We start from the raw sequence: 15,716 nt of genomic DNA, 5'->3' as shown, positions 1-15,716 counted from the left end.
TTTGAGGGTTTGAACCCTGCATTGTGACTTGTAAAAAATAGATTACGTCCTAACGTCAAAAAGCATGAAAGCTAATATACCAAAGTTAGAGACTGAGACTTATTATCATATTTACAATCGAGGTATTAATGGAGAAACTATTTTTAAGCAAGAATATAATTACAGCTATTTTCTTCAAAAATACGCGTATTATATCGCACCCATTGGCGAAACCTATGCCTATTGTTTATTGAAAAATCATTTCCATTTTTTGATAAAAACTCGCTCTGAAGATGAAATCTTATCAAGGTTGGGCACAAAATCTTCTGGACGTATGAATGACAGAGGCGCTTCTTTTTGTATCAGCAATCAGTTTTCAAAACTTTTTAATGGCTATGCACAAGCCCTAAATAAAATAAATAATCGTAGAGGAGGGCTTTTTGAAGAGCCTTTTCGGAGGATTGTGGTAGATTCAGAAGCGTATTTTACAAGATTGATATGGTATATTCATCACAATCCCAGAAAACACAGATTAGTGAACGATTTTAGTATTTATCCTCATTCTTCTTATCGAAGTGTATTGAGTAATGCGCCTACAAAGTTGGAGAGAGAGTATGTATTAGAATGGTTTGGCGGAAAAGAAGCTTATCTGTTATTTCATCAAAGCCAAGTAGATGAAAATGCAATAAAGCATTTGATAACAGAGTATGAATAAACGCAAGCAACAACGCAGGCAGGGTTCAAACCCTGCCTGCGTTACCCAAAAACAAAACCCTACCTGCGTTATCTTCGTCGGATTTTAATACCCAAAAATTTCTTCTAAAGAAAGTTTTTTGACGGTACCATACTTGGCTAAGTCGCTTTCTTTGACTCTTTTTTCAGAGGCTACTATACAATAAGTATAAGGCTTGTTAGCCAAATTTGTATCAGCAAATTGTTTTAAGTCTTTGAAAGTGAGCTTATCTATTTGGTCATAGATGAGTTTTCGTTCATCGCTACTTATCCCTTTTTCTTGCGCACTGAGATAATTGTAGATAATGCCGTCTTGCAAAATACGGTCGGTTTGCAAGGTTTTTTTCATGTTTATTTTAGCCGTTTCGAGCGATTTCTCTGATTCTGGCAGTTGATTGAGCAATTCGTTCATGCCCGCGATCGCCTCATTGAGCTTATCGGCTTGGCTGCCAATATAGCCTGTGAGAGTATATTTTTGGCCTTTTTTCTGAGGAGTACCATAATACCCATAAGTCGAATAAGCCAAAGCTTTGGATTCGCGAAGGGTTTGAAATACAATGGAAGCCATGCCACCGCCAAAATAGTTGTTGAACAGCTCGACAGTAGGGGCAAGTACTGGATTATACTGAGCGGTATTGCGAATCCAAGAGATTTCGGCTTGTACCATGTCATAATCTGCAAAAAGCACTTGGGTGGCAGTTTGGTCAAGTTGTTTGAAATCTTTCTTTGCTGGAATCGCTTTGAATTTTGCTGCAAGTGGGTGGCTTACTTTAATTTCTTGAGAAAGTGCCGTCAAAGATAGAGGCCCATAATAAATGATTTGGTGGGGAAAATCAAACAAGCTATGTAGTACTTCAAGCAACTGTGCCGATGTAAGATTTTTTAATTCCTCATTTGTCAGTTGATTGTTATAAGGATTTTGAGAACCATACTGAGCATAGCTCATCAACCCTTGCATGATGGCACCTTTGTTGAGTTTTGCATCTGCACGGGCTTTGGCCAATCTCCCTTTTAGTTGTTCGAGTGCCTCGTCATTAGATTTACAATTTCGGATAAGATGTTCTAATAATTTTACTCCCTTAGAAAAATTTTCCTGCAAACCAGAGAGCCGCACCGTAGTGTATTCGCCAGAAGAAGAAATGCTGTAATTACAGGCTAGATTAAAAAACTCCTTACTGATTTGTTCGGCATTGTATTTGTCGGTACTCAGGAATTGTAAATATTGGGTGGCAATCGGGAGTAATTTACTATGATAAGTACCCATTGGAAAGCGATATCCTAAGCGGAAAAGCTCATTATCAGTATTTTGAACATACAAAACTTCGGCATTTCCTATTTTACTTTTCTTAAAATCTTTTTGATAATCGAGCCATACGGGTTTGATTTCGTCCATTTGCATGGCATTGACTTTTTGTAAAAAAGGAGATTGGGCTTCGCGATTGACCTCGACAGGCGTGATGTTGGGTTTGTCGACCTTAACAATGTTTTTGTCAGGGCCTTTGTGTTTATAAACTACGGCATAATTGTCTTTAAAATAAGTATTGGCAAAGGTCATGATATCAGCTTTCGTTACGGCCGACATGGCGTCTAAGCGGCTCGAATAGTTGAGCCAATTGTTCCCTCCCGAGCTAATAAATGCTTCGAGCAAGGGGCTTACGCGGCTATAATTGCTTTCGAGCTGCTGAATAGCATTACGTTTGTAGTTGTTTACAATAGAGCGAATGACCGATTCATCAAAGTCTCCTTTTTTGAGCTTTTCGACTTCTCCTAGTAACAAATTCTTCACTTCATCTAAAGATTGTCCTTGTTTAGGGCGCCCCGATAGAATCCATACCGAATAGTCTTTGAGGTAATCGATAGTAGAGCTACCTCCTAAAATCTTCTGTTGTTTGTTGAGATTGAGGTCGATGAGGCCCGCTCCGCTGTTTGACATCAATTCATCACAAATTGTCGAAACGGCCATTCCTTTTAAATCATTTACCATGGAAGGAAATCTAAAGCCAAGACGTATGTTTTCGGGAGTTGGCCCGTACACCTCACGTACTTGGATGCTCGTAAGTGGAGCTTCGGGAGCAGGATTATATTCTTTGACAGGTTTAGGCTGCATGTATCCCAGTGCTGCATCTATTTTTTTGATGACCTCGCCAGGGTTGAAATCCCCCGCAAAAATGACGGCCATGTTGTTGGGTACATAATAATTGTTATAATAATTACGAATCTCTACCAACGACGGGTTTTTGAGGTGTTCGATAGTCCCTATGGTAGTTTGTTGTCCATAATTATGAGTCGGAAACAGTGCTTCGTAGAGTTTCTCTTGGACTTTCCAGGGGTCATTGTCGAGAGAGCGGTTTTTTTCTTCATAAACAGCTTCTAGCTCCGTGTGAAAAATCCGTAACACCGGCTGACGGAAGCGTTCGGCCTGAACGGCTAAATAGCGGTCGATAGCATTGGCTGGAAGATCTTCCATGTAGGCGGTTACTTCGTGAGAAGTGAAGGCGTTGGTTCCTTGCGCCCCCATGGACGACATCATTTTGTCGTATTCATTGGCTATTGCAAATTTGGCTGCTTGTCCTGACACGCGGTCTATTTCTGCATAGATTTTTTTGCGCTCAGTGGTGTCGGTAGTTTTGTTGTATTTCTCATAGAGAGCATCGATTTGGTCAAGCAAAGGTTTTTCTTTTTCCCAGTCCAATGAACCAAAACGATTTGTCCCTTTAAACAACATATGCTCTAAATAGTGGGCCAAGCCTGTATTGGTGCGCGGGTCGGTGTTGGAACCTGCACGAGTAGCGATAAAAGTGAAGATACGGGGCTCTTTTTTATTGACACTCAAAATGACGGTAAGGCCATTTTTAAGGGTATAAAAACGAGCTTGGAGTGGGTCATTGCTGACGTACTTATATTCATAACCTGCGGCTGTGGCTGTTTGCCATTCATAAGCCTTGGATTGAGCCAGAGACTGAAACCATAGCGCGGTCATGGACAGCGCAAAGAATACAAAAGTTTTCATGGATGATATGTTTGATAGAGAGGGAAAATTAATATTCTGATGCTCTAAATCCAAAACATCCGACTAAAAAAAGTCGAGGGGGGCAATTGCCCCCCTCGACTTCCACCTGTGCGTTCCTCAATTATAAAGAATGTAGACAATAATAGCCTTACATTCTCAGTATACCTGTACGTAAAAAGTTGGAATTGCGTTGCGTGCAAGGTTAAAAAAACTCTAAAATCCTTATTTAGCTTGTTAAAAATCAAAAAATTAGTTTTTATATTTGTGCGCTATTGGTACTTTCTCTATTTCTCTCGACCGCGTTGCTGCGTATCTGTCATCCATTCGGAAGGAGTTTAAATCGAAAGCCGTACGTAGCGCACCAAACGTTTTACAAATCAAAGCACAATGAACATTTATGTAGCAAACGTCCCGTTCAAAGCGAACGATGACGAATTACGCGAGTTATTCGAGGAATTTGGAGAAGTATCTTCGGCCCGTATTATCATGGACAAATTTACGGGTAAAAGCCGGGGTTTCGCATTTGTCGAGATGCCTAATGACGATGAGGCTCAACAAGCCATTTCACAATTGAACGATTTTGATTTTATGGGGAAAGTACTTGTCGTAAACGAAGCACGTCCACGCGAAGAGCGTCCTCGCACTGGTGGAGGATTTGGCGGTGGAAATCGTGACGGTGGAAACCGTGGCGGTGGCGGAGGTGGATTCCGTCGTGACAATGATTTCAAAAAGCGCTGGTAATCCTAAAAAATATGGATTTTGGTAACGGGGCGATTCTACGGAGTCGCCCCGTTTGTTTGTGATAATATCCCAAAAACTGAGGGTGAATGATAAAAATTTAATCGTGATACAACCCCTTTCTCTGTTGTGTCGTCTTTGTTGATGTATACCTTTAGATTCATATCTGGCATGTCTTTTCGGCGATATATATACCTGTTTTTTTTATTAGGAGTAGCATCCTGCGATTCGGTTGTAGATAAAAGCACTGCAGCTCCCAATGATGAGGGTGTGCCGCAAGCAGTGGTAGAGGTGATTAGGGTATCTAATCCTGGCATGGCTGATGTGTTGATATCGCGTATAAGTAAAGATGTCTGGCAAGCAGATTTTCCGGTCGCTACTCATCGTAGCTTTATGTTGATTGACAATGAGGGCGAGATACTTTTTGAAAACAAATTAGTAGGTAGCCCGCAAACATTGCCACAGGTCGTTAAAGATGAAGTGTATCGTATTGTTCCAGAGGGTTTTATAGAAGAAGCGGCGGTGATTTTACAAAATTCCCAAACCAAAATAGGACACTTGGTGGAAGTAGAGCAGAAAGATGGACTGCGTCGTCGCCTTCGCTTCAATGCTAATAATGTTTTGGAAAGTAACACTACTGCTGATATTACGGGTAGGGTAACGGCTCTTTTTCTGACTACGGTAGAGCAACTCAAAAACGATACTCGTATTCCTTCGGTTGTAAAGCAATTTTTTGAAACCCACAACTATGCAAGTGCCAATGTGTCTGTGTATGTATATGAAGACAAAACGACTAGGATTATTGTGACAAATACAGTACGCGACAAAAACTCATTGATTACGACTGAAGTCCTGCTTGATGTCAACGGCCAAATAAAAGAATGGATAATGCCGCTCGAAAAAGAAATTGGATACGAGATAGCCACCCAAAACGAAACACCATCCCAACTGAGTGAAGGATTAGCCTCGCAAACAACCAACTGGACTTGGAACTATAGCGTCAGAGAAAAGCAATTTGGTAAAATAAACAAATGGAAAATGCGAGCCACAAATACGCTACAAGAAACCTTTTGGATGAGTTTAGATGTGCGAGTTAATCAATTATCGACTACTAAAGCAAGTTATATCACAGCCGCTGAACTTCCAGCCTCGGCTCGACAATACATAGATGCTAAATGGAGCAATTGGCAATGGTCAAAAGGACGTAAACTGCAACTAATAGGAGAGTCTAAACCCACAAAATATGTGGCTGAAATAAGGGTAAATGGCGAAGACAATGTGGTAGTTTTTGATGGAGGCGGACAGTGGATATTTCAGTACAAAAAAATGTAAGTGGGGGTTGGGAACTTGTGATTATTATTTGAGGCAATTTTTGGTTTATTCGTTCACCGACTTTTACCAGCCTCCTACTCATTTGGATACTCTTTGTTCATTAAAAAATAGCTATAAATCCACTCATTTCAAATTATAAAATTTTGGCCGCTTCTGCAAAAGAAATAGAATTGGTAAAAGCTTGTCAGCGCAACGACCGTCAGGCTCAAAATGCCTTTTACAACTTGTACAAGGGGCGTTTGATGGGGGTTTGTCGTCGATATGCACGTACCATAGCAGAGGCAGAAGATATTTTTCAGGAAGCTTTTATTAAGATTTTTCTCAATATTGAAAATCTCAAAAATGTAGAGTCTGTAGAATATTGGGTAAAGTCTACGGTCATCCGCACGGCTATTGATTATTATCGTCAGCATCGCCGAGAAAACGAACAGGTCGATTATGAAACGATATTGGATGATTGGAGCGTATCTCCCCAAGTATATGATAAGCTTTCGCAAGAGGAAATTTTGGAGATAATAAATGCCATGCCAAACGGCTATCGAATGGTGGCAAATATGTATTATATTGACGGATATACGCACCCCGAAATCGCTAAAATCCTGGGGATTGCGGAAGGTACCTCTAAGTCACAATTGGCAAGAGCTCGTGAAATTCTAAAACGAAAATTGAAAGCAGTAGGCCTTTGGTCAATAACGCTATAAACCAGTATGAATCAAGACGATGAGTTGAAGGATTTTTTGGGAGGAATATTCAAAAACTTTGAATCAGAACCTCGACCGGATGCTTGGGATACTATTGAAAAAGCCTTACCGAAGCATTCACATCACTCGCCGTGGTCAAAAACAATCATAGGCGTATTGGTAGGAGTATTTTGTGCAGGTGTCTGTCATGCTCCTGTACAAAGCAAATGGGCAGAAATGAAACCTACCAATGCTGCGGTGGGGTCGGCAACTATGACATCTAAGCAAACTCTTAAAGGCGATTTAGGTATCCCACCAATCGCCAAGCAGGAGCTTGTACAGTACACCAAAAATCAAGATTTTAATCGCTCAAGAAATCAAAGGAATGCTCCTGTTGACGGAAAAGTTATTTCAGAACCTGAGCTAGAAACAGTACAAGCTCCCACTGCGGATGCGTCTGATATTGAGAGGGGCTTTTTATCAGAATCTATAAAAACACCATTGGAGTTGCAGCCACTTGTTATCCATGGTATTGAAGATTCTCAAATTGATCTAAAAACACCGATTGCAGTGCCCTCAAAAAGCCAACTTCCTAAATCGCTTTGGCTCTGGTCTGTAAGTGTGATGCCCTTGGCTACATATCAACGGATGTATATTTTGCCTGAGGCAAGCGGTAAAATCGAACAAGTATATGCTGGAGAAGCACTCAATGGAAGTCGTACAGGTTTGAAGATTGGAACCGAGTTGACCCTTCTCAGAAATCATAGCGCATGGCGGGTGGGGTTGAGTTATACCCAAATGCGACAGCAAACAGCCTACGCACTAGCAACTAATGAATACACTCTTCGTACAAACACTACTCCCAATGAGCCGTTGGTGAGTCGTCAAATAGAGGAAGAGGTAGAAAACAAACAATTACATTTATTGGGTATTAGAATCGATAAGCAATTCAACTGGGGAGTGCTTAGTCGTAAACGTTATTTTGTGGGTCTGGGAGCAGAAACCGCCGTAGATATGCTTAATGCAGAACCTTATGTATGGGGACATGCTTCGATAGGGTTTCAGAAAATACTTACGCCACACTTGCTGATGACTTTCGAACCTACGGCTTCTTATAGTCTCCTTAGTAAAACCACTAATAGTGGCTTACTGAAGGTCAATCCTTACAATTTTGGACTAAAAATTAGTGTGGGACTTATGCCATAAAACCTTACCAAAACCATGAAAAAACTATATAGCATCTTGCTGATGGGGGCGGTTGTTTTGCCCTCTTGGGCACAATTAGGGTATCAGACGGTATGGGAAAAAAACTATGGGAGTAATGTGGTTGGAGAATTTGCATTTGGACAGCCTTATAGCCTACAAACTCCCAATGGTTCTACATTATTTGCATTTCCGTATAAAAAAGTACATTATACAATCCTACTTTGAAATACCAATGGCTCAAAAATGGCCTTCCACTTCAAGGAAGTTTTCAAAACAATCTTACCATAACCAGCACAGGTACCTATCAAGTGGAATCTGTCGATACTACTTGTATGGCGAGTGAACGCTCTATAGGCGTGGCTATCAATGTGCGACCTTTACCTGAAGCTTCCATAAGCACCCAATCAGTGGGCATAGTCTATGCACCTTTCAAGGTGCTTTTAAAAGCCAATCAAGGTACCGAACTTAGCTATCAGTGGATGAAGCAAGGAACCGAGATAGGGAGAGCAACGGCGTCGTCTTTGGAAGTAGGCGAAAGTGGGAGTTACAGTGTTCGGGTTACGAAATTTGGATGTTCTCGGACTTCGGAGCCATTGGAGGTTACGATACTACAGCTGTTGAGTGTAGCAGCAGAGCTAGAAAAAGAAATAAAGTTGTACCCAAACCCCAATCGTGGGATGTTTGTAGTAGAGCTGCCAGAAGACTGGAAAAATGCTGAGTTGGTGGTTTATGATTCGGCTGGCAGGCGAGTAGGTTTTAGAAGAGTATCTTCTCAGCTCCAAATTGAAGGAAGTGGTGGCAGCTATTGGCTCCGAATAGAACACCAAGGCAAAAGTACAACCAAACAGTTTAGTGTAGTGCCTTGAGTTAATTGGTAGTATTACTCCTGTCGAGGTTTTTAGGCTCGGCAGAAGTAATTAAATGACGGCCGTATCAATGTTCATCCAAAACCGATTTGTTGGCCATTATTTCTTCATAAGCACCGTCCCAAAGCTCGATTCTTTTTTCTAATGATTTTACCACAGCTTCTTGGGCTTCGTTCCAGTATTGTTCGTTGACTTCGCAAAGTTGCTGGGTCATTTCTAAGGCTAAGTAGCTATGATGATCTCCATCTACTTCGATGTGTCTTTCTAGGTAATATTTAAAAATGGAAATTTGGGAAGGAAAATGAGCATGCAAATCATTAATGATAGAGACAAACATGTTCGGGATTAAGTCTTCGCGTCCAAAAGTAAATACCGCAGCCTGTATATAAGGTTTTTGGCTATCGATAACTTCAAATGTATTTTCTACAAAATTAGCGGCAGCGATAGGGGTTTTTGCTACGGCAAAAGCATTTTTCAAATTATGATTTTGCAAAAGATGCTCAAGAAAAGCAGTGATTTCGGCAGTATTAGCCCCAGCTTGTTGCATGGCATCCAGATAAAGTTCAAAATGACTTTTACGATTGCCGTCCATATCTACATCAGATTCTTCTCCTACCACAATCTCATTGATAAGATAACGAGTAGCTGCCGAGCCTTTAGGATACCAGGGTATGCTTGTACAAGTAAGATTGTTTTGAAGCGCTTTCAACAACGACATAAAATCCCAGACGGCATAGACATGATATTGCATAAAAACGCGTAAATCCTCAATCGTTTCGATGGCAGAATACACCCGATGATTTACGATTTGTTGTCTAAGAGGCTCGATGCGGGCATTGATTGTTTGGATATGATTCATTCGAATTATTAGGAAAAAATACAAAAAACTACCTACCCTTTAAGTACGATTAAAACGTCAAAAAGGTTTTGGGAAATTAGTATTTTGTGAATGAATTCAGGTGCACTAGTCAAATTTGGCTCCTACGGGAGGGCGATATTCTTCAAACGGAATTTTGAGTAAACTGCCCAATTCGTCGTTTTCTTCGGGTTTCATGTGGGTATCAATGCCATAGGTGAGTTGAGAAGGCTCTAGTTTGGTAAAAGTCCCAAAAATCCGATCCCAAATAGAAAAAATATTGCCGTAATTGGAGTCAGTATAAGGTAATACATAGTGGTGGTGGACATGATGCATATTAGGAGTCACAATCACCCAGCTCAGTATATTATCAGCCCAGCGCGGAAGGTGGATATTGGCGTGATTGAACTGCGACAAAGCCACCGAAAGTGCTTGGTACATCATCACTAACCACATCGGCGCTCCTGCTACAAATACCGCCATAGTGGTAAATACAAATCTAAAAACGCTTTCACCGGGGTGGTGACGGTTGGCAGTTGTAGTATCTACTTGTGTGTCGGTGTGGTGAATCAGGTGAAAACGCCACATCCACCGTACTTTGTGTTCGGTCCAATGAATAAACCACGCCCCAATCAAGTCAAGTACCAGTAATCCAATCACCGCAAATGCCCATAATGGTAGTGAAGGAAGCCATTGTAACAACCCAAAACGGTGCGCGACCGCCCAATCGCTTGCATTGAGCAAAATAAATGCAAGGGCAAAATTGATGATGATAGTAGTGATGGTAAAAAAAATATTGATTCCTGCGTGCCGCCATTTATTATACCTAAACCTAAATAGAGGTACACCGCTTTCAAGAAGCCAAAATAATGTAATTCCACTGACCAAAATAGCCGAGCGGTGCGATGAAGGTATGGTTTCAAAATATCGAACAATCGCTTCCATGTGCTTGAAGAATAGAATTTTTATGTAACAAAAATAATATTTTTTAGTACAAAATAATACTTGAGCAATTTCTGAGTTTAACGAACCAATGGAGTGTGAGGGATTAAATTTAAAATACCTTAAAAGTGGCACAACTTTTTAGCGCATTATGAGAGGGATTTTTTACTTTAAGATAAAATTACCTAACATTACCAACAACTTATTCTCCAAGATTTTATATGTATGAAACTAACTAATCAAACTGCAATTATTACAGGCTCCAGTTCGGGCATTGGAAAAGCCATCGCTATTGCGTTTGGGCAAGAAGGTGCCAACGTTGTAGTCAATTATAACAGTAGCCGCGACAAAGCCCTTGAGGTAGTCAAACAAATCAAAGCGGCAGGAGGGGATGCCATTGCGGTCAAGGCAAATGTGGGCAAAGAAGCGGATATTCTCAAAATGTTTGAAAAAGCGGTTGCTGTGTTTGGACAAATAGATATTGTGGTAGCCAACAGCGGCATTCAAAACGATGCTACATTTATGGAAATGACGCTCGAACAGTGGGAAAATGTGATTAATATCAACTTGACAGGGCAGTTTTTGTGCGCCAGAGAAGCCGCGAAGCATTTTGTAGCGCAAGCCAAAGGTCAAACACCCGTACGAGCTATCGGAAAAATCATTTGTATGAGCTCCGTGCATGATATGATTCCGTGGGCAGGACACGTCAATTATGCCGCTTCTAAAGGAGGTGTTTTGATGTTTATGAAATCAATAGCCCAAGAACTGGCCCCGCTCAAAATCAGGGTCAACGCCATCAGCCCAGGGGCGATTCAGACACCTATCAACAAAAGTGTGTGGTCGTCGGAACAAAACATGAAAGATTTGATGAATTTGATTCCTTATCGACGAATCGGCCAACCAGAAGATGTGGCCAAAGCGGCGGTGTGGCTTGCCTCTGACGATTCGGATTATATCACGGGCGAAACCCTCTACGTTGACGGAGGAATGATGCTCTATCCTGAGTTTTCGGACAATGGATAACTGAAACCAACCCTGCCGATGTTCCGAACATCGGCAGGGTTTCGCTTTCAGAAAGCCAACGTTTGTTTGAGACGATTGCTTTCCAGTGCCAATTCAATCACGCGAGTGGTATTACGGGCTTGTTGGGGTGTTACTTCTATGGCTTCTCCTTGGGCAATAGCCTCATAAAGGTTGTCATAAAAAGGCATGTAGTTGCCTGCCACGCTAGGAATAGTTTCGGGGCCATCTTGGGTATACAAGGTTCCCCACTGACTTTGAGGTTCTTCGCCCCAAGGTTGGGTATCTGGTAAGATATTTTTGCGAAGGGTATCTTCTTGAATATCAAGCCCGTATTTTATAAAACTTCCCGTACTTCCATGAATCACATACCGAAGGCTGTTTTCAAACACCATCAAACTTGCTTTCAAAATTACCGTTTTGTCAGCGTAAGCTAGTCTTATATCAAAATAGTCGTCAGTTTCGCCCCCTTCTCTGATGATTTTAATGGTAGCCGTTACTGATTCAGGAGTCCCAAAGAGCACAAGAGCTTGGTCGATGATATGTGGACCCAAGTTGTAAAGATTGCCTGCACCCGCCGCCGCTACTTCTTTCCAAGTACCTTGGGCGATTTCGGGCCGATAGCGGTCATAATGCCCTTCATACTCAACAATATTTCCTAGTTTTCCTTCGCTAAGAAGTGCCCGAATCGTCAAAAAGTCAGCATCCCAACGACGATTTTGATAGGCTGTCACCACTAAATTTTTTTCTTTCGCTAAAGCAATCAACACATCTGCTTCGGTAGTTGTATTGGCAAAAGGCTTTTCAATCACTACGTGCTTTCCTGCTTCTAAAGCTGCTTTGGCATAAGGAAAATGAAGATGATTGGGAGTACATATAAAAACGACATCAATGTTTGCATCAGCCAGAAGCTCTTCTGCGCTTTGTACCACTTCTACGGTGGTATCAAAATCATGCACTGAGCTACTGTTGCTAGTGACTACTTTGGTAAGTTTAAAGCCAGGGTTAACTTTTAAAAAAGGAGCGTGGAAGTAGCGTCCAGAGAGTCCGAAACCAATAAGGCCGACATTTAAAACCTTTTCTAGTTCTGATTGCATAAATAAAATGTGGGTATTGATAAAAGTTGTGTTATACCTCCAATAGGCAAAAAAGAGCATTTCTTACTTCCTAGCCAAAAACATAAAGAAGCAAGACAAAGCTACAAAGCGAAGAAACAATCTAGTAAAAATTACTGTTTACAAGGTTGTTTTTTTGAAGATTTTTCCAAAGTTCTTTCCACACTTGTGCACCAAGGCCGTCTAGAAGTGATTTAAACTATGGCTAAAATGTCGTACCTTTGAGGACTAAAATTTAGAATATTTCAAAGAATGGGTTTCTTCCAAAAAAATTCTTCTCTTTTTGCGCGTCTCGGCTACTTCATATCTTATGTTATTTTGTTTCTTCTAGCGTTGATAGGTCTAGAGTTTTTTGTAGGGAATGGAGACGGAATATGGTTTGATTATGATTTAAGGCTCATTGGTTTTAGAGTAGTAGCATGGGCGGTAGGATTGATTACTGCCTATTTATTAATAAAAAATGGCCCCCCTCTTTTACAAAACATATTGGTTTCTTTGATTACGGTCATCGTGGTCATTGTAGGGGTTGAAAAGGTAGTAGGTTGGATACATGATGCTCCACAGGCACCTTCTTCGGGGACTCCTGCACCTCAGTATGCAGGCCCTGCTTATGATTCTAGCTATGCTTTCGACGAATTTTTAGGCCGAAAACCCATTCCCAATATGCGTTTCAGGTGGCTCAAAACCTTGGGAGGAAAGCCTGTCATGGATATCACCATGCACGCCGATTCGTTATCAAGAAGGATTACGCCTTTTGCGGATAGTAACCATCTCAATCCTAGCAAATATGCGATCTTTTTTGGCTGCTCTTTTACTTTTGGAGACGCCGTAGCCGACAACGAAACCATGACTTATTTCTTTCAAAAAGATAATCCTAACTATCAGGCTTATAACTATGGTTTTTTTGGGTATTCACCTCGGCACATGTTGGCCCGTTTACAGCACCAAGACCTCACCAAACAAGTGGCCCAAAAACAAGGCATTGGCATCTATACTTATATTGAAGACCATGTCAATCGGGCCATTCCGTCAGCAGGGTGGATAGGGATGTATGATGGGTATTTCCCAGATGTTGACGAGTCGTCGATGCAAACCACGGGGGTCTACCGCTTTGTGCATCCGCTTAAGTATCGCTTGGGAATGATGCTGTTTCATAGTAAGGTACGCCAGCATTTTGCGATGGATTTTCCCTTTGCTTATCGCCCTAAAGACTATGAACTGACCGCTAATATTATCAAGAAATCCGAGGAAGAGTTTAAAAAGCAATTTAATAATGCGCCATTTTATGTCATTGTTTATCCCGATGTTTTGCACAAAGATTCGCCTATGGTAGAGCTTTTGAGAAAGAAAGGGCTTAAAGTGTTGGATTATCGAAAATTGTTTCCATTTCCTTCCAAAGAGTTTCAGCTCCAGCACGATGGACACCCTACCTCAGAAGCTCATCGCTTGTTGATGGAGCAGTTGACCAAAGATTTAAAAAAACAAGGTATATTGGAAGGCTAATAATAGCCTAGAAGTATTATCACAAAACATTTGATTTTGTAAATTACTGAATCGAAATGCCAAACCAAATGTACTCAATCGCCCCTTTTGAGTTGGACGATATCACTAGCGCCGCTCGTGAAGTAATAACGCTTTGTAAAGAAGATAGTATTTGGTTGTTGGAAGGAGAAATGGGCGCCGGAAAAACTACCTTTGTCAAAGCCATTGGCAAAGAACTAGGAGTTGTAAATACGATTCAAAGCCCCACTTTTTCGATTGTAAACCAATACCTTACCAGTGCTGGCGATACTATTTACCATTTTGATTGCTATCGATTAAAATCTATTGCCGAAGCCTTTGATATTGGAGTAGAAGAGTATTTAGATTCGGGCGCGTTGTGTTTGATCGAATGGCCCGACAAAATTGCTGAGCTGCTGCCCCCGCGTTTCAAAAAGATTACAATTAAGGAAGTAGCGAACGGAAAAAGGGCAATTACAGTTACTGATAACGTTGACATCTAAAGTTTAAATGATTCTAAAAAAATGATGGGTTTTGGTGAATTGGCAAAAAAAACGGCCCTTTATCCACAAGAAGCTTTAGCACCCGTGAAAACGAGTCAGCGGAGCCTGTTGATTGGGCTTCCCAAAGAGGTTTCATTGCAAGAAAACCGTATTGCGCTCACTCCCGAAGCAGTGGCAATTTTGGTTCGAAATGGTCACCAAGTAGTAGTAGAAAAGGGTGCTGGAGAAGGAGCACAGTTTTTTGATAATGAATACAGCGAAGCAGGTGCCCAAATTGTGTATTCTCCCAACGAGGTTTTTAAAAGTGATTTGATTCTGAAAATCGAGCCAATCGTTGAGCAAGAATTTGTACACCTCAAAAATGGTCAGACGGTTATTTCAGCTTTAAACCTACCTACCCGTAATCGTTCGTATTTTGAGCATCTCAACGAAAAGCAAATCACGGCTGTCAGCTACGAATACATCGAAGACCCCGCAGGAGGGCAGCCTATCATACGCTCTTTGAGCGAGATTGCAGGGAGTACCGTTATGCTTATTGCGGCGGAGTATTTGAGTAGTGCCAACCAAGGAAAAGGTATTATTTTAGGGGGGATAACCGGCGTGCCTCCTACCAAAGTAGTGATCATAGGTGCCGGAACCGTGGCCGAATATGCGGCACGGACAGCTTTGGGATTAGGGGCCGAAATCAAGATTTTTGACCAACATATTTATCGGCTACAACGCCTAAAGTACGCTATTGGTCAAAACATCTATACTTCGATTATTGAATCAGATACGCTTGCTGAGGCTATTCAGCGGGCTGACGTGGTAATAGGGGCTCTGCGTCCAAGCGACGGATTCAGTCCAAGTATCGTGACCGAAGAAATGGTGGCCCGAATGAGACCAAACTCGGTCATTATTGATGTATCTATCGATCAAGGGGGCTGTATCGAAACTTCTCGCATCACTACGCACAAAGAACCGACCTATCGCGTATATGATGTGATTCATTATTGTGTGCCAAATATTGCCTCAAGGGTAGCTCACACGGCTAGCACTGCCTTGAGCAATGTGTTTTTGCCGATGCTTTTGCGTACTGGTACTGCGGGAGGTGTAGAAGAAATGATGTATGCCAATCGTTGGTTTAGCAAGGGGGTATACGCTCACGGAGGTACACTGACCAACCCCGTTATTGCCAAAAAATTCAGTATGCGTCACAAAGATTTGAGTCTTTTGCTAGCCGCAAGAATGTAAAGTT

General features: G+C 41.5%; 16 protein-coding genes. 12 read left to right on the top strand and 4 right to left on the bottom strand.

Translation table 11 applies throughout. The features are described 5' to 3' along the window. The first annotated feature begins 64 nt into the window (after positions 1–64). Positions 65–694 (top strand): hypothetical protein, encoded by a 630-nt coding sequence (locus P1X15_RS07585; RefSeq protein WP_277337545.1) that lies wholly within the window; start codon positions 65–67, stop codon positions 692–694. Between the two features lie 84 nt (positions 695–778). On the opposite strand, the gene P1X15_RS07580 is transcribed toward P1X15_RS07585, so the two are convergent. Continuing rightward, a complete protein-coding gene (locus P1X15_RS07580; RefSeq protein WP_277337544.1) occupies positions 779–3,721 on the bottom strand; it encodes a pitrilysin family protein in 2,943 nt (980 codons plus the stop codon). A 387-nt stretch (positions 3,722–4,108) separates the two neighbouring features. Here P1X15_RS07580 and P1X15_RS07575 point away from each other — a divergent pair, with 387 nt between their 5' ends. The 6 genes from P1X15_RS07575 (at position 4,109) to P1X15_RS07550 (ending at position 8,543) form a co-directional block, all read left to right on the top strand. Further along, positions 4,109–4,462, top strand: coding sequence for an RNA-binding protein (locus P1X15_RS07575; RefSeq protein ID WP_028668115.1), 354 nt, complete (start codon positions 4,109–4,111; stop codon positions 4,460–4,462). 168 nt (positions 4,463–4,630) lie between these two features. Then, positions 4,631–5,791 (top strand): hypothetical protein, encoded by a 1,161-nt coding sequence (locus P1X15_RS07570; RefSeq protein ID WP_277337543.1) that lies wholly within the window; start codon positions 4,631–4,633, stop codon positions 5,789–5,791. 143 nt (positions 5,792–5,934) lie between these two features. Then, positions 5,935–6,492, top strand: coding sequence for an RNA polymerase sigma factor (locus P1X15_RS07565; RefSeq protein ID WP_277337542.1), 558 nt, complete (start codon positions 5,935–5,937; stop codon positions 6,490–6,492). 6 nt (positions 6,493–6,498) lie between these two features. Beyond that, the gene (locus P1X15_RS07560) at positions 6,499–7,677 is read left to right on the top strand and encodes a hypothetical protein (RefSeq protein ID WP_277337541.1); all 1,179 of its coding nucleotides are present in this window, start codon (positions 6,499–6,501) and stop codon (positions 7,675–7,677) included. 15 nt (positions 7,678–7,692) lie between these two features. Then, entirely contained in the window at positions 7,693–7,902 is a 210-nt protein-coding gene (locus P1X15_RS07555; RefSeq protein ID WP_277337540.1) for a hypothetical protein, read from the top strand. Further along, on the top strand, positions 7,899–8,543 hold the full coding sequence (locus P1X15_RS07550; protein ID WP_277337539.1) for a T9SS type A sorting domain-containing protein: 645 nt from the start codon (positions 7,899–7,901) through the stop codon (positions 8,541–8,543). Before P1X15_RS07555 ends, P1X15_RS07550 begins: the two co-directional genes overlap by 4 nt. A 67-nt stretch (positions 8,544–8,610) precedes the next feature. Here P1X15_RS07550 and P1X15_RS07545 read toward each other — a convergent pair whose 3' ends face one another. Beyond that, positions 8,611–9,402, bottom strand: coding sequence for a DUF3050 domain-containing protein (locus P1X15_RS07545; protein ID WP_277337538.1), 792 nt, complete (start codon positions 9,400–9,402; stop codon positions 8,611–8,613). A gap of 105 nt (positions 9,403–9,507) precedes the next feature. Next, entirely contained in the window at positions 9,508–10,344 is an 837-nt protein-coding gene (locus P1X15_RS07540; RefSeq protein WP_277337537.1) for a sterol desaturase family protein, read from the bottom strand. Positions 10,345–10,566: 222 nt separating this feature from the next. Here P1X15_RS07540 and P1X15_RS07535 point away from each other — a divergent pair, with 222 nt between their 5' ends. Further along, a complete protein-coding gene (locus P1X15_RS07535) occupies positions 10,567–11,364 on the top strand; it encodes an SDR family oxidoreductase (protein ID WP_277337536.1) in 798 nt (265 codons plus the stop codon). Positions 11,365–11,411: 47 nt separating this feature from the next. Here the strand turns inward: P1X15_RS07535 and P1X15_RS07530 are convergent, their stop codons facing one another. Beyond that, positions 11,412–12,458, bottom strand: coding sequence for an oxidoreductase (locus P1X15_RS07530; RefSeq protein ID WP_277337535.1), 1,047 nt, complete (start codon positions 12,456–12,458; stop codon positions 11,412–11,414). Positions 12,459–12,467: 9 nt separating this feature from the next. Here P1X15_RS07530 and P1X15_RS07525 point away from each other — a divergent pair, with 9 nt between their 5' ends. The 4 genes from P1X15_RS07525 (at position 12,468) to P1X15_RS07510 (ending at position 15,712) form a co-directional block, all read left to right on the top strand. Beyond that, the gene (locus P1X15_RS07525) at positions 12,468–12,674 is read left to right on the top strand and encodes a hypothetical protein (RefSeq protein WP_277337534.1); all 207 of its coding nucleotides are present in this window, start codon (positions 12,468–12,470) and stop codon (positions 12,672–12,674) included. 54 nt (positions 12,675–12,728) lie between these two features. After that, on the top strand, positions 12,729–13,979 hold the full coding sequence (locus P1X15_RS07520; protein WP_277337533.1) for a hypothetical protein: 1,251 nt from the start codon (positions 12,729–12,731) through the stop codon (positions 13,977–13,979). Between the two features lie 68 nt (positions 13,980–14,047). Then, a complete protein-coding gene (gene tsaE, locus P1X15_RS07515) occupies positions 14,048–14,479 on the top strand; it encodes a tRNA (adenosine(37)-N6)-threonylcarbamoyltransferase complex ATPase subunit type 1 TsaE (protein ID WP_277337532.1) in 432 nt (143 codons plus the stop codon). A gap of 21 nt (positions 14,480–14,500) precedes the next feature. Next, positions 14,501–15,712, top strand: coding sequence for an alanine dehydrogenase (locus tag P1X15_RS07510; RefSeq protein WP_277337531.1), 1,212 nt, complete (start codon positions 14,501–14,503; stop codon positions 15,710–15,712). Positions 15,713–15,716: the final 4 nt, after the last annotated feature.

Origin of the sequence: Runella sp. MFBS21 (genome assembly GCF_029433105.1) — a bacterium.
Lineage (GTDB): Bacteria > Bacteroidota > Bacteroidia > Cytophagales > Spirosomataceae > Runella.
This window is presented reverse-complemented; position numbering and strand designations above follow the sequence as displayed.

Bases quoted from the DNA above. Each gene is read 5' to 3' on its own strand.
- P1X15_RS07585 (WP_277337545.1), top strand. From the start codon at position 65: ATGAAAGCTAATATACCAAAGTTAGAGACTGAGACTTATTATCATATT.
- P1X15_RS07580 (WP_277337544.1), bottom strand. From the start codon at position 3,721: ATGAAAACTTTTGTATTCTTTGCGCTGTCCATGACCGCGCTATGGTTT.
- P1X15_RS07575 (WP_028668115.1), top strand. From the start codon at position 4,109: ATGAACATTTATGTAGCAAACGTCCCGTTCAAAGCGAACGATGACGAA.
- P1X15_RS07570 (WP_277337543.1), top strand. From the start codon at position 4,631: ATGTCTTTTCGGCGATATATATACCTGTTTTTTTTATTAGGAGTAGCA.
- P1X15_RS07560 (WP_277337541.1), top strand. From the start codon at position 6,499: ATGAATCAAGACGATGAGTTGAAGGATTTTTTGGGAGGAATATTCAAA.
- P1X15_RS07555 (WP_277337540.1), top strand. From the start codon at position 7,693: ATGAAAAAACTATATAGCATCTTGCTGATGGGGGCGGTTGTTTTGCCC.
- P1X15_RS07545 (WP_277337538.1), bottom strand. From the start codon at position 9,402: ATGAATCATATCCAAACAATCAATGCCCGCATCGAGCCTCTTAGACAA.
- P1X15_RS07540 (WP_277337537.1), bottom strand. From the start codon at position 10,344: ATGGAAGCGATTGTTCGATATTTTGAAACCATACCTTCATCGCACCGC.
- P1X15_RS07535 (WP_277337536.1), top strand. From the start codon at position 10,567: ATGAAACTAACTAATCAAACTGCAATTATTACAGGCTCCAGTTCGGGC.
- P1X15_RS07530 (WP_277337535.1), bottom strand. From the start codon at position 12,458: ATGCAATCAGAACTAGAAAAGGTTTTAAATGTCGGCCTTATTGGTTTC.
- P1X15_RS07520 (WP_277337533.1), top strand. From the start codon at position 12,729: ATGGGTTTCTTCCAAAAAAATTCTTCTCTTTTTGCGCGTCTCGGCTAC.
- tsaE (WP_277337532.1), top strand. From the start codon at position 14,048: ATGTACTCAATCGCCCCTTTTGAGTTGGACGATATCACTAGCGCCGCT.
- P1X15_RS07510 (WP_277337531.1), top strand. From the start codon at position 14,501: ATGATGGGTTTTGGTGAATTGGCAAAAAAAACGGCCCTTTATCCACAA.